Genomic DNA, 13,132 nt, shown 5'->3' with positions numbered 1-13,132 from the left:
CGGCCATGCTGGCGGTGATGTTGGTCGCCGCTTCGCCTGTCCGCGCGCAGGACCATCCCGCAGAACCCGAGGGCTATCGCACCGAGGACTATCGCGCGCCGGTGCCGACAACGCTTGCCGGCGCACAGGTGCTCACGACCGCGGAAGCGGAAGCGATCTGGCGCGAGAAATCCGGCGCCTTCGTCGACGTGCTGCCGCGCGCGCCGAAACCAAATCTGCCTGCCGGCACGGTGTGGCGCGAGCGGCCGCATCAGAATATCCCCGGCAGCATCTGGCTGCCCGACACCGGCTACGGCAGGCTCGCCGCGCCTACGGAGGCGTATCTGCGACGCGGACTGGCCCGTGCCTCCGGCGACGACAAGGCGAGACTGCTGGTGATCTATTGCCAGGAGAATTGCTGGATGTCGTGGAACGCCGCCAGGCGCGTGCTGTCCTACGGCTACCGCAACGTGGCGTGGTATCCGGATGGAACCGACGGGTGGGGGCGCGCCAAACTGCCGCTGGCGGATGCGCAGCCCGAGCCGCGCGACGGCGAGCAATGAGCCCGCCCTCACGCGCGGTTTGCGAGCTACTTCTGCTTGTCGAGCTTGCTGATCGTCTTGCCGCCGTCGCCGTCCGCTGTGGTGAACGTCACCTTGTCGCCGGCGTGAAGGTCCTCCAGCGACTGTCCTTTGGGTACCTTGTATTCCTGGATCGCTCCGCCAGCCGCGCCAACGGTTCCGCTCTGTGTCTGCTGGATCGAGATGGTTCCGCTCAATCGGTCAATCTTGGTGACCATTCCCGACATGGGTTGCTGGGCCAAAGCCGCTGACGTGACCAGACTCGCGGCCGCAAGGCCGGTCATGACGATCTTGGCTGCTCTCATCGAGGCCTCCCAACTTCAGATATAGTTGGAGACAACGAGCGGAGCGCGCAGTTTGTTCCGGATCGGCGCCGCCCGAGTGAACACATTGGGAGGCATGTTCATGACCGCCGGGGCGATCGGTCGCAGCCTCAATCCAGCTCCTGCTGGATGGTGCGGGCCAGCGCGAACAGGCGCTGGTCGATGGTGGTCGGCACCTCGCAGACGAATCGCACCACGCGTCCGCGGTCCTCGAAAATCCGCGTCTCCCAGACCAGCTGATTGCCGAGCTCATCGACCTTGGCCTGATCCGGCGGTGTGGCGTCCTGCAGTGCCTGCAGCGCAAGCGTATCGGCGCGAATCTTTTCCGCGGCCTCCCGCTGCTTGCGCATCACGCGTTCGAGCCCGTTCATCACCGAGGCCCGCTGCCCGTTGAGCGTGTTGAACAGGCCCGCGAACAGCAGCTTTCCCGCATTGGCCTTGTCGGCCGCGGCGGCCGACAGGAACTCGGTGATCTCTTTCTGCGCGTCCTCCAGCGGAATGCGGCGTGCCGCGAGCTTGGCCGCGAGTGCGCTGATCTTCGGATCGTCCTTCCATTTGGTCTCGGCATCGCCCAGCGGCGGCCCGGCCCAGACGGCGGCGAGCGAGATCTCGGGCACCTTGGCCTGTGCGCAAGGCCAGTCCGGATAGCGCGGGTCCGCGGCGGATGCGACCTGGTTCGACAGAACCATCGCGCACAGCGCACCCAGTCCGATTCGTAGACCTCTCATGCCTCGCCTCCGCCGGGTCCGCGGCGCACCAGGCCGCGCGAGGGATCGTAAGCCACGATCGCGCCGATCATGAACACCACCGTGCAGCCGCCGACCACCGCGAGCGAAACCCAGTTCATCTTGCCATACAGCGCGAACCGGATCAGCTCCACCGCATGGGTGAACGGATTGCACTGGCAGACATAATACAGCATCGGGCTGCCTTCCTGCACGCGCCAGAGCGGATAGAGCGCCGACGATGCAAAGAACATCGGGAAGATCACAAAGTTCATCACGCCGGCGAAATTCTCCAGCTGCTTGATGCTGGCCGAGATCAGCATGCCCAATGCGCCGAGCATCAGGCCCGACAGCACCAGCGCCGGAAGCACGGTGAGATAGCCGATCGTTGGCGGCGCGATGTCCCAGAACCACGCGATGACGAGGAAAGCGTAGACCTGCAGCAGCGAGACCGCGGTGCCGGCGAGCAGCTTGCAGAACAGGAGATAGCCGCGCGGCAGCGGGCTGACCAGCAGCGTGCGCATGTTGCCCATCTCGCGGTCATAGACCATCGACAGCGAGGATTGCATGCCGTTGAAGAGCTGGATCATCGCCATCAGGCCGGGCGCGATATAGACCTCGTACAGGATATAGGTCTCGTAGGGCGGGATGATCGAGATGCCGAGCACCTGACGGAAGCCGGCGGCGAAGATGAACAGCCAGACCAGCGGCCTGACCAGGGCCGAGACGAAGCGCTCGCGCTGATGCAGGAAGCGCAGCGCCTCGCGCCACACGATGCCGTTCAGGCAGACGATGTATTCCGACAGCGAGAAGCCGCTTCGCTCGGGCGTGACCGTCGTGCTGGTCATGACGGCGGTCTCCCCGAAAGTGTGGCCGTTCCGGTCAGGCGCATGAAGGCGGTGTTGACGTCCTGGGCACCGGCCTCCGCGATCACGCGCGACACCGGACCGTGCGCCAGCATCCTGCCCTGATGCAGCACGACGAGGTCGTCGTTCGGCATGATCTCGTCGAACAGATGGGTTGCCCAGAGCACGCCGATGCCCTGTTCGGTGACGAGCTGCCGGACATGATCGAGAATGTCGGCGCGCGCCTTGACGTCGAGCCCGACGGTGGCCTCATCCAGCAGCAACAGCCTGGGACGGTGCAGCAGCGCGCGGGCGATCTCGAGCCGCCGCATCTGGCCGCCCGAGAGGTCGCGCACCTTGCTGCCGGCACGGTCGGCAAGGCCGATGCGGCCGAGCACCGCGGCGCTGCGCAGCCACGCCTCGCGCCGCGAGATGCCGTGCAGCGCGGCGTGATAGAGCAGGTTCTGCGTCAGCGAGAGATCGAGATCGAGCGTGCGCGGCTGGAACACGACGCCCATCAGCCGCAGCGCTTCACCGGGCGTCCGGCTGATGTCGTGGCCGAAGATCTTGATCTGGCCGTGCTGGATGCCGAACAGCCGCGTCACCAGCGAGAACAGCGTGCTCTTGCCGGCGCCATTGAGGCCCAGCAGCGCGGTGAAGCTCGCCGGCGCGACCGTGAAACTGACATCGATCAGGGCGCGCCGCGGCCCGTAGCTGTGGCTGACATTGCCGATCGACAGTGCCGGCTGCACCGCGGCTGCGGCTCCTGGAGCTGCGTCAGGCGAGGGCTGGCTCGCGATATGGGCGTCGGTTGCGGTCATGGCTGCGCGATCGTGATCCCCCAGGGCAGTTCGCCGACCTGAATGGTCTTGATCACCTTCTGGGCCGCAACGTCGATCACCGAGACGTCGTTCGAGACGCCGTTGGTGACCAGCAGATATTTTTCGTCCGGGGTGAAGTCCATGTGCCAGACCCGTTGGCCGACCAGGAGATATTTGATCACCTTGTGGCTGGTGGCGTCGACCACCGCGACGCGGTTGGCAGGGCCAAGTGCGATGAACGCCGTCTTGTCATCCTTGGTCATGCCGATGCCGACGGGCTGGATCGCCTCGTTCCGCAGGCCCGGAATCTCGAAGGTGATCTTGCCCGTCACCTCGTGCTTGACGGGATCGATGATCGACACCGTCCCGCCGATCTCGGACGATACCCACAATTCAGAGCTGTTGTGCTTGAACTGGGCAAAGCGCGGCCGCGAATCGACCAGCACATTGGCGACGATCTGGCGCGTCGCGGTGTCGATGAAATGCGCCATGTTGGTGGTTTCGGAGGTGTTGATCAGGATCTTGCCGTCCGGGCTGATCGTCATGCCCTCGGGCTCGACGCCGACCTGGATATCGCCGATCCGGGCGCGCTTTTCGAGGTCGATCACGGTGACCGTGTTGTCGTTCTCGTTGGCGACATACATGGTCTTGCCGGCGGCATCCTGGGCGAACAGTTCAGGGTCGGGGCCGGAGGGCAGGGTGTCGACGATCTCCTGGGTCTTGGTGTCGATCACCTGGATCGTGTCGTCATCGCCGACCGCGACCATCACGAATTTGCCGTCGCGTGAGAACTCGATGCCGCGTGGCCGCTGGCCGACCTTGATGGTTTTTGTCACCGTCCAGCTAGTGGTGTCGATCACCGTAACCGTGTTGCCCTTTTCGTTGGAGACATAGGCAACAAAAGCGGATGCCGGCGCCGCGGCAAGCCAAACAAGCATCCCGGTCAACAGACAGCGGCGCCACATGCGTTCATTCTCCCTCATTGCAGCTTGCACTTCGTTTCAGGCCGGTCAACACCGAGCGTGTCGAGTTCGGAGACCTGGTGCAGGAAACCTTCCTGCGGTGAGACCGAGACCACCATACGACCATCGGCCAGCAGGATCGGCTGGCGCAGCTGCAGATTCCAGTTTCGCAGGGTCAATCGCGTGCCCTTGAAGGCGGCGATCGAGAAGTCGGGGCCCTTGAGGAAGGCGATGACCTTCCTGGGATCCCCCGAATTGGTGCGCGACGTGGCCTCCCCGATCATGCGCGCGGCGATCCAGGCCTGCATGTCGATCGCCGTCATGCGGCGCATGTTGAGCTTGATGAAGCGGTTCTGAATCTGGACGGCGCCCCATTGATCATGCGCCGCGTCCCAGCTCGTCGGCACCAGGCCGGCCGAGCCCGCCACCGGCCGCGGGTCCCAGGTCCGGTAAGGCAAATAGTTCGCGAACACCTCGCTCTCGTCGGCCGCGACCAGCACGTCGTAAGCCGGCGCCTGCTGCGTGAACACCGGCATCTGGCGCTGGATCAAGGTCACGCCAGAGTCGGTGCGGCGTGCCCCGCCGGTATCCTCGAATGTCCGCTCCTGGACGATCTTGGCGCCGAAACGGGTGGCGGCGCGGCGCAGCGCGTCGGCATAGAGCTTGTCCTGATCGTGCGAGCCGACCACCAGGAACCAGCGCTTCCACTGCTTCCACACCAGGTACTGGCCAAGCGCGTCGGCCAGCATCGAGCGGGTCGGTGCGACATGGATGACGTTGCCGCGGCAGTCCTGCTCGCGCAGCCGGTCGTCGATCGCGCCGGTATTCAGCAGCACGGTGCCGCGGTCGCGCAGCGCATCGGCGACCTTGAGCAGGGCATCGGCGGGCAGGTCGGTGATGATGTAGTCGTTGCGGCCGGCGAGATCGGTCGCGACCTTGGCGACGTCGTCGCTGTCCTTGACCTTGACCTCGTCGAGCACGAAGCGCTGGTTGAGGAATTTTCCGGTCGTATTGTTGTCCTCGATCGCAAGCCGTGCGCCGGCGATGCCGTCATTATCGGCCGGCTGGTCGAGCAGCGAGAGCGTCGATTTGACGCCAGCGTGGCCGAGATAGCCGATATGGACCTCGACGGGATCAGCCGCCAGCGCTCCGGTCGTCATCATGCTGAGCGCGATCGTGCCGATCAGCCATCGGAACATAACTCCTCCCGCAGTCTTTCTTCACCGGGCATGGCGTTGTCGGACCATGCGTTGACGTGCAAGATGACCGAATTGGCCTAGCTTGCAACCCCGCTTTTTGTCGTTGCGAGGTTACAAATTCGATTGGTTCACAATCATGAGATCAACGTTCGCCTTCGTCGTCTCATTGCTGGTGATGTCTGCGGCGGCCGCGCGCGCCGAGCCGCCCAGGCTCGCGGTGTTCGACCTCGAGATGATCGACACCAGCCTGCAAGGCGAGGTCAACGGGCCGCGGACTGACGAGCAGGCGCGGCTGCTCCGGACCGGCGATCAGGTGCGCAAGGAGCTCGCAGAATCAGGCAGGTTCCGCGTGCTCGACATCGCGCCTGTCAATGCTGCGGCACACGGCAGCAATCTTCAGGCCTGCGGCGGGTGCGATGTGAAGCTGGCCGGCGAGCTGGGCGCCGATCTCGTGATGACAGGCGTGGTGCAGAAGGTCTCCAACCTGATCCTCAACATCAATCTCTATCTGCGCGACGTGCACAGCGGGCAATTGCTGGCCGCGGCGAGCGCCGACATGCGCGGCAATACCGACGAATCCTGGTCGCGCGCCACCAATTACCTCGTGCGCAACCGCCTGCTCGCGCCGAATTACGGCGCGCCGCAGGCACGGTAGCTCGCGCGCACGGATTTTTCCCCGTCATCCTGAGGAGCGCGTAGCGCGTCTCGAAGGATGACGGCCCACCTACAGCCGCGCGGAGAAAGTCGGGGCCGTCGACCCTTCGAGACGCCGCTACGCGGCTCCTCCAGCGACAACGGCAAAGCCGTTGCGCGGGGGTGACGGAGATGGACCGGCGTCGTCCTAAGTGATGCTTAGGCCTTCAGCCGCGCGGCGTGCCAGCGCAGATGATCGGCCATGAAGGTCGAGATGAAGTAGTAGCTGTGGTCGTAGCCCGGCTGACGCCGCAGAGTGAGGGGAATGTTGGCCTTCGCGCAGGCGGCTTTCAGCAGCTCCGGCCGCAGCTGCTCGGTGAGAAACCCGTCGGCATCGCCGTAATCGACCAGCAGATCGGAGAAGCGGGCGCCGTCCTCGATCAGCGCCACCGCATCGTGCTTTCGCCACGCCTGCTTGTTGCTGCCGAGATAGCCGCCGAGCGCCTTGTTGCCCCATGGCACCTGCGACGGCGCCACGATCGGCGCAAACGCGCTCGCCGCGCGATAGCGATCCGGATGGCGCAGCGCCACCGTCAGCGCGCCATGGCCGCCCATCGAGTGACCGAGGATCGATTGCCGCGCCGTGTCGACCGGGAATTGCTCGGCGATCAGCTTTGGCAATTCCTCGGTGACGTAGCTCCACATCCGGTAATTGGTGGCGAACGGCTGCTCCGTCGCATCGACATAGAAGCCCGCGCCGAGGCCAAAATCATAGGAGTTGGCGGGATCACCGGGGACGCCTTCGCCGCGTGGGCTGGTGTCGGGCGCAACGAAGATCAGGCCGAGTTCGGCGCATGCCTGGCGGAATTCACCCTTCTCGGTGACGTTGGCGTGCGTGCAGGTCAGGCCCGACAGGTAGGTGACCACAGGCAGTTTGGCGCCGGCCGCATGCTCCGGGACAAACACCGAGAAGGTCATGTCGGTCCTGGTCTCGCGGCTTGGATGCCGGTACACGCCCTGTGTGCCGCCATGCGACTTGTTCTGGGAAACCGTCTGCATTGTCGTATTCCTCTGGGTTGGAGTGCTGCGTCAGCCGACGCCGCTCTCGATCGCGAGGCGCACGAGCTCGGCCGAGGTGCGCACGCCAAGCTTCTGACGCATGATCGATGACGTGTTCGCGACCGTCTTGTATGACGAATGCACCAGCCAGGCGATCTCCGACAGGCTCTTGCCGGAACTGAGCAGGCGCAGGATCTCCATCTCGCGCGAGGTCAGCTTGGAGAGCGGATTCTGCGCAAAGCCCGGCCGCGCAAAGGCGACATTGCGTGCGATCGCGGGCGGCAAATAGACGCCGCCATTGCCGACTTCGCGCACTGCCTCCACCAGATCGTTGGGGTCGCCGGTCTTCGAAACATAGCCCTTGGCGCCGATATCGATGGCGCGGGCGGCGAACACCGGGTCGTCGTTCATGCTGAACATGATGAGGCGCGCCGATGCATCGTGCGACAGAATGCGGCGCGCCAGCTCGAAGCCGGAGACCGTCGGCAGGTTGATGTCGATCACGCAGAGATCGGGCTTTTCAGCGACGAAAGCCCGTTCGCCGCTCTCGGCATCCGCAGCTTCCAGCAGGATGATCTCGGGATCGTCGGCGAACACGGTGCGACAACCCGAGGCGACGATGGGATGATCATCAACAATCAGAATGCGCATGGCGTTGTTCCGCGACCTGCCTTGATTCACTCATCATCACATCGGTTTGCACCAGGACACGTCGGTTCCGACCGCTTGTGCACCTCGCGCGAGATTGCGATAGGCTGCGATTAGATAGCCGGGCAAATTTGGCTGTCAACGATCCTCTCGGAGGAGGGATCGCGGGTCGGGGGCAACGTCATGTGGCAAAAGCTATCCTTGCGCGCACGGATCAACCTGCTGCTGGCGCTGATATTGGCGCTTGGACTGGGCATCAATATTGCGCGGCTAGTACTGGAAGCGGGGCCGCGTGTCCAGGCCGAGGACCAGAGCGTGATCCGGCTGGCGCGCGAGTTTGTCGCGACGATCGTGGCCGGTCTCGACGAGGCGCCGGACCCCGATGCGCGGCTCGATCAGATCGTCGAGGATTTGAGCCGGCTGCGCCATGTCAGCATCTCGCGGCAGGATGACGCGACCGCAAAGCCGGCGGACCGGGCGGAGGAGGCTGGCGATCCGCGCGCCCCGCCCGAGTGGTTCGTCGCGCTGGTGCATCCCGAGCAGACCTCGGTGCGGGTGCCGATCTCGGTTCACGGCAAGCCGCAATCGCTGGTCATCACCTCGCATCCGGACGACGAAATGGTCGAGATCTGGGACGGCATCGTCACCCAGCTCGAGGTCGGCTCCGCGATTGCGGTGGCGCTGCTTCTCGTCACGATGCTGGTGGTCGGCCGTGCGCTTGCGCCGCTCGAGGCGCTGTCGCAGGCCATGACCGGCATCGAGGCCGGGGATTACGATGCGCGCGTCGAGCCCGGCGGATCGCCGGAATTGGCGGCAATCTGTGCCAAACTGAACCATTTGGCGGCGACCCTTGGCGAAGCCGTGGACAGCAAGCGGCAGCTGGCCGAACGCGCGGTGTCGCTGCAGGATTCCGAGCGCAAGGAGATCGCACGCGAACTGCATGATGAGTTCGGGCCGTATTTGTTTGCGCTGCGCGCGCATGCCGGCGCGCTGAACCGGCTGTCGGAGGTCGAAAAGCCCGATCCTTCGGCGCTGCGCAAGCACGGCAATGCCATCCTCGAGCAGGTCAATGCGCTGCAGCAGTTCACCCGCCGCATCCTGGAGCGCTTGCGGCCGGTTGGACTGGCCGAGCTCGGGCTTGCGGAAGCGCTGGGCGCGCTGGTGCGGATGTGGGGTGAGTCGCACCCCGAGGTGGAGATCGATAGCCGCATTTCGCCCGATCTCGGCGATACCGGCGAGATGGCCGATTTGACGATCTATCGCATCGTCCAGGAGGCGCTCACCAACGTGTTTCGCCACGCCGGCGCAACTGAAGTCGACATCATGATCGAGCCGGCGGAGCGGCAGGCAGGCCCGCGCGGCAGCCGTGGCTGCGCGCTGGTGCGGGTTCGCGACAACGGCCGCGGTATGCTCGGGGATCACCGGCTTGGGCGCGGTCTATCCGGCATGCGGGAGCGAATCCTCGCGCTTGGCGGCACGCTCAATATCACTTCAGGCGATGACGGCGTGACGGTCGAGGCGCTGGTGCCGAAGGCCGCGCGCGCCTAGAGCTTCGGTCCTGATTGAATCAGAACCGAAGCTCGAGATTCTTGTTTTGACGCGTTTTCTTCACGCGAACCGGCCTCCACTTTGCTCGAAAACGCTCTAGGAGGCGGATCGCGGCCAGTATCTGAAGGCGGCGCATACCAGCGCCAGTGCGCCGGCGATCCAGAGCACGATGATCGCGATCATGCCCGCCCAGCTGGTCGGACGCTGCAATATGGTGCTGGCCTTGGCGCGGCATTCCGCCATCACCTCGTCCGGAACGAGCGCGATCGCAAGCCAGATGCCGAGCGGCAGCAGGATCAGGTCGTCGAGATAGCCGATGACGGGGATGAAATCCGGAATCAAATCGATCGGCGACAGCGCGTAGGCGGCCACCGCGACGGCAACGGCCTTGGCGTACCAGGGCACGCGCGGATCACGCGCTGCGAGATACAGCGCGACGCTGTCTCGCTTAAGGTTGCGCGCCCAGGTTTTGAGTGAATGCTTGATCGAGGAAAGTTTGGTCGCGGACAGCATGGCGTGACGCCTGCACGCCAGGCGGAAACGCTATTCCAGCACCACGTCAGCCGGCATGCCGCCGTGCAGGCCCTTGTGGACGGAGGAGGGCGCGATGCCAAAATACTTCCGGAACACGCGGCTGAAATGCGAGGAGCTCGAGAAGCCCCAGGAGAACGCGACATCGGTGATGGTCTTGCCGTTCTGTGATTCCAGCTCCTGCCGACAATTCTGCAGCCGAGCCTTCCAGATGTAGTCGCTGACCGTCATGCCGCGATCGCTGAACAGCATGTGCAGATAGCGCTTCGAGCAGCCGAGCGCCGCGGAAATGCGGTCGATGCAGAGATCAGGATCGCGCAGATGCTCGCGGATGAAGCCTTGGGCCCGCACATAGGTCGCCTCCGCGCTGCCGCGGTCGAACATTGCGCCGGTCTCGCGCAGCGGCAGCAGCAGCAGGTCGATCAGCGCATCGGCGACGCCGACCGCGTTGACCGGGGTCAGTGTCGGTGCCTCGCCGAACGCGGCATGGACGAAATCATAGGCGATGCGGCCGGTGCCGTTGCGCGCCGACAGCTTGCACGGCGCCATCTTGGAGAGCTGGAAGCCGCGCTCCTTCAGCAGGTCCTTCGGCACGATGACAACCTCGTGACGGGTCAGGGACGGGCTGATGATCGTATGCGGGCAGGACACGTCGTAGGCGAAGCAGTCGCCCGGCATGATGTCGAAGTGCAGGCCGTCCTGTTCGAAATGCGAGACGCCGTGGGTCTGGAACACGATCTTGATGTAGGGGTGCTCGCTCAGCTTGATGCGCGAGATGGTGTGCGCGATCCGGTGCTGGCTTGCCTCGATCTGGCACAGCTTCAATCGCGAAACCGTCGTGAAATTGATCCGGCCCTCGAGCGAAGATCCCTCGAGCGCATCGACGTCGAACTGACCGCAGAGGTCAGTGAGCGCATCCGACCAGCGCTGGATCTGACGCTTGGGCGTCAAACCGTTCGTGCTGAGTGAATGGACTGTATCGGTCATCTTTCCAGCCACCGATTCGATCCCCAACGTGACTGCTCACCGAGCTTAGGTCTGGCCCGGGATGATGCGCCTTCTCCCTGATTCTGAACAGCTTAGGGAGGCGACGGGATTTCTTCCCGGTTGACGGGATTTCTTCCCGGTTAATGTCGGGTGATCCTCCGACTTAGTTCTGGGCGCGTCAAGCGCAACCTTGGGCCGCTTCCATCTGACGCTGGAACGGCACCGAGGGCGTTTGATGCCCTGCAACATGAGGCGGCCTTTCCTGCCAATTGGGGGCCCGGCCGCAAAAATCTGACAAAGCTTCGCTTCTGAGCAAACGGCGCTTCGCTGCTGGGCAAGTCAGCACGGTTCGATGGGACTACCACTGAGCAACCAAAATGGAAGAAGTGGGGCCGTTTCGGCGGAAACCCTTGAGCTCTTGAACCCTGGGAGGAAATCCACGATGCGCAAGTTGCTTTACGCGACCAGCCTTGGCGCCATGGCGGTGTTCGCCGCCGGAGCCGCCAACGCCAATGACGAACTCAGCAAGATGTCGCAGAACCCGAAAGACTGGGTGATGCCGGCTGGCGACTATGCCAATACGCGCTATTCGAAGCTGAATCAGATCAACGCTTCGAATGTCGGAAAGTTGCAGGTCGCCTGGACGTTTTCGACCGGTGTGCTGCGCGGCCACGAGGGCGGTCCGCTGATCATCGGCAACATGATGTACGTCCACACGCCGTTCCCAAACAAGGTCTATGCTCTTGACCTTTCGCAGGACAACAAGATCGTCTGGAAGTATGAGCCGAAGCAGGATCCGAACGTCATTCCGGTGATGTGCTGCGACACGGTCAACCGCGGCGTTGCCTATGGCGACGGCAAGATCTTCCTGCACCAGGCCGACACCACGCTGGTCGCGCTCGATGCCAAGACCGGCAAGGTGGAATGGACGGTGAAGAACGGCGATCCCAGCAAGGGCTCGACCGGCACCTCCGCGCCGCTGGTGGTCAAGGACAAGGTTCTGCTCGGCATCTCCGGTGGCGAATTCGGTGTCCAGGCTCATGTGACCGCCTACGACATCAAGACCGGCAAGCAGGTCTGGCGTGGCTTCTCGGAAGGTCCGGATGACCAGATCCTGGTCGACGACAAGACCACCGAGCTCGGCAAGCCGGTCGGCAAGGACTCGAGCCTGAAGACGTGGCAAGGCGATCAGTGGAAGATCGGCGGCGGCGCAACCTGGGGCTGGATCTCCTACGATCCCGAACTGAACCTCGTCTATTACGGGTCGGGCAACCCCTCGACCTGGAATCCGAAGCAGCGTCCGGGCGACAACAAGTGGTCGATGACGATCTGGGCACGCAACCCGGATACCGGCGTCGCCAAGTGGGTCTACCAGATGACGCCCCATGACGAATGGGACTATGACGGCATCAACGAGATGATCCTCTCGGATCAATCGATCAACGGCACCCCGCGCAAGCTCTTGACGCATTTCGATCGTAACGGCCTCGGCTATACGCTCGATCGCGCCACCGGCGAACTGCTGGTCGCCGAGAAGTACGATCCGAAGGTGAACTGGACCTCCGGCGTCGACATGAACAAGAGCTCGCCGACCTATGGTCGTCCGAAGGTTCTTGACGCAGCGTCGACCGACAAGGCGGGCGAGGACGTCAACGTGAAGGGCATCTGCCCGGCGGCGCTCGGTTCGAAGGACGAGCAGCCGGCGGCCTATTCGCCGGACACCCAGCTGTTCTACGTGCCGACCAACCACGTCTGCATGGACTACGAGCCGTTCAAGGTGAGCTACACCGCAGGTCAGCCCTATGTCGGCGCGACGCTGTCGATGTATCCGCCTCCCGGTGAAACCCACATGGGCAACTTCATCGCCTGGGACGGCAAGACCGGCAAGATCGTGTGGTCGAACAAGGAGCAGTTCTCGGTCTGGTCGGGTGCGCTCGCGACCGCCGGCGGCGTGGTGTTCTACGGCACGCTGGAAGGCTACCTGAAGGCAGTCGACGCCAAGACGGGCAAGGAACTCTACAAGTTCAAGACCCCGTCCGGCATCATCGGCAACGTCACCACCTATGAGAACGGCGGCAAGCAGTACATCGCCATTCTGTCGGGTGTTGGCGGTTGGGCGGGCATCGGCCTCGCGGCCGGTCTGACCGATCCGACGGCCGGTCTCGGTGCGGTCGGTGGCTATGCCGCGCTGAGCAACTACACCGCGCTCGGCGGAACGCTCACCGTGTTCTCGCTGCCGCAGCAGTGAGCTGAGCAAGCTCGTTCCGGCGCATGGAGCGATCTCCATGCGC

The 13,132-nt window shown here is 64.0% G+C and carries 14 protein-coding genes; 4 read left to right on the top strand and 10 right to left on the bottom strand.

Going from position 1 to position 13,132, the window contains the following annotated elements:
- The first annotated feature begins 5 nt into the window (after positions 1 to 5).
- Positions 6 to 542: a PQQ-dependent catabolism-associated CXXCW motif protein gene (locus K359_RS0114825; RefSeq protein WP_035976615.1), complete on the top strand. Its 537-nt coding sequence runs from the start codon at positions 6 to 8 to the stop codon at positions 540 to 542.
- Between the two features lie 26 nt (positions 543 to 568).
- Here K359_RS0114825 and K359_RS0114820 read toward each other — a convergent pair whose 3' ends face one another.
- The 6 genes from K359_RS0114820 to K359_RS0114790 form a co-directional block, all read right to left on the bottom strand.
- Positions 569 to 865, bottom strand: coding sequence for a copper-binding protein (locus tag K359_RS0114820; RefSeq protein WP_029080060.1), 297 nt, complete (start codon positions 863 to 865; stop codon positions 569 to 571).
- A 128-nt stretch (positions 866 to 993) separates the two neighbouring features.
- The gene (locus K359_RS0114810; protein WP_035976578.1) at positions 994 to 1,611 is read right to left on the bottom strand and encodes a hypothetical protein; all 618 of its coding nucleotides are present in this window, start codon (positions 1,609 to 1,611) and stop codon (positions 994 to 996) included.
- Positions 1,608 to 2,456, bottom strand: coding sequence for an ABC transporter permease (locus K359_RS0114805; RefSeq protein WP_029080058.1), 849 nt, complete (start codon positions 2,454 to 2,456; stop codon positions 1,608 to 1,610). Before K359_RS0114805 ends, K359_RS0114810 begins: the two co-directional genes overlap by 4 nt.
- On the bottom strand, positions 2,453 to 3,274 hold the full coding sequence (locus K359_RS0114800; RefSeq protein WP_029080057.1) for an ABC transporter ATP-binding protein: 822 nt from the start codon (positions 3,272 to 3,274) through the stop codon (positions 2,453 to 2,455). Before K359_RS0114800 ends, K359_RS0114805 begins: the two co-directional genes overlap by 4 nt.
- Positions 3,271 to 4,239, bottom strand: coding sequence for a YVTN family beta-propeller repeat protein (locus K359_RS0114795; RefSeq protein WP_245284606.1), 969 nt, complete (start codon positions 4,237 to 4,239; stop codon positions 3,271 to 3,273). Before K359_RS0114795 ends, K359_RS0114800 begins: the two co-directional genes overlap by 4 nt.
- A gap of 14 nt (positions 4,240 to 4,253) precedes the next feature.
- Positions 4,254 to 5,435: an ABC transporter substrate-binding protein gene (locus K359_RS0114790; RefSeq protein ID WP_029080055.1), complete on the bottom strand. Its 1,182-nt coding sequence runs from the start codon at positions 5,433 to 5,435 to the stop codon at positions 4,254 to 4,256.
- Between the two features lie 175 nt (positions 5,436 to 5,610).
- On the opposite strand from K359_RS0114790, the gene K359_RS0114785 reads away from it, so the two are divergent.
- A complete protein-coding gene (locus K359_RS0114785) occupies positions 5,611 to 6,090 on the top strand; it encodes a DUF3280 domain-containing protein (RefSeq protein ID WP_029080054.1) in 480 nt (159 codons plus the stop codon).
- A gap of 197 nt (positions 6,091 to 6,287) precedes the next feature.
- On the opposite strand, the gene fghA is transcribed toward K359_RS0114785, so the two are convergent.
- Entirely contained in the window at positions 6,288 to 7,127 is an 840-nt protein-coding gene (fghA, locus tag K359_RS0114780) for an S-formylglutathione hydrolase (protein ID WP_029080053.1), read from the bottom strand.
- Between the two features lie 30 nt (positions 7,128 to 7,157).
- Positions 7,158 to 7,778, bottom strand: a complete 621-nt coding sequence (locus tag K359_RS0114775; RefSeq protein WP_029080052.1) for a response regulator transcription factor — start codon at positions 7,776 to 7,778, stop codon at positions 7,158 to 7,160.
- 180 nt (positions 7,779 to 7,958) lie between these two features.
- On the opposite strand from K359_RS0114775, the gene K359_RS0114770 reads away from it, so the two are divergent.
- Positions 7,959 to 9,323 carry a histidine kinase gene (locus K359_RS0114770; RefSeq protein ID WP_029080051.1) on the top strand — a complete coding sequence of 455 codons (1,365 nt, stop codon included), beginning with the start codon at positions 7,959 to 7,961 and terminating at the stop codon, positions 9,321 to 9,323.
- 96 nt (positions 9,324 to 9,419) lie between these two features.
- Here the strand turns inward: K359_RS0114770 and K359_RS0114765 are convergent, their stop codons facing one another.
- Both K359_RS0114765 and K359_RS0114760 read right to left on the bottom strand, forming a co-directional pair.
- On the bottom strand, positions 9,420 to 9,836 hold the full coding sequence (locus K359_RS0114765) for a YkvA family protein (protein ID WP_051346134.1): 417 nt from the start codon (positions 9,834 to 9,836) through the stop codon (positions 9,420 to 9,422).
- A 30-nt stretch (positions 9,837 to 9,866) separates the two neighbouring features.
- Positions 9,867 to 10,841: a helix-turn-helix domain-containing protein gene (locus K359_RS0114760; protein ID WP_029080049.1), complete on the bottom strand. Its 975-nt coding sequence runs from the start codon at positions 10,839 to 10,841 to the stop codon at positions 9,867 to 9,869.
- A gap of 442 nt (positions 10,842 to 11,283) precedes the next feature.
- Here K359_RS0114760 and xoxF5 point away from each other — a divergent pair, with 442 nt between their 5' ends.
- On the top strand, positions 11,284 to 13,089 hold the full coding sequence (xoxF5, locus tag K359_RS0114755) for a lanthanide-dependent methanol dehydrogenase XoxF5 (RefSeq protein ID WP_029080048.1): 1,806 nt from the start codon (positions 11,284 to 11,286) through the stop codon (positions 13,087 to 13,089).
- Positions 13,090 to 13,132 lie beyond the last annotated feature (43 nt).

This window comes from Bradyrhizobium sp. th-b2, assembly GCF_000426785.1.
Classification (GTDB): Bacteria; Pseudomonadota; Alphaproteobacteria; order Rhizobiales; family Xanthobacteraceae; genus Bradyrhizobium; species Bradyrhizobium septentrionale.
The sequence above is the reverse complement of the archived record's forward strand: the minus strand, read 5'-3'. Positions and strand labels throughout refer to the sequence as shown.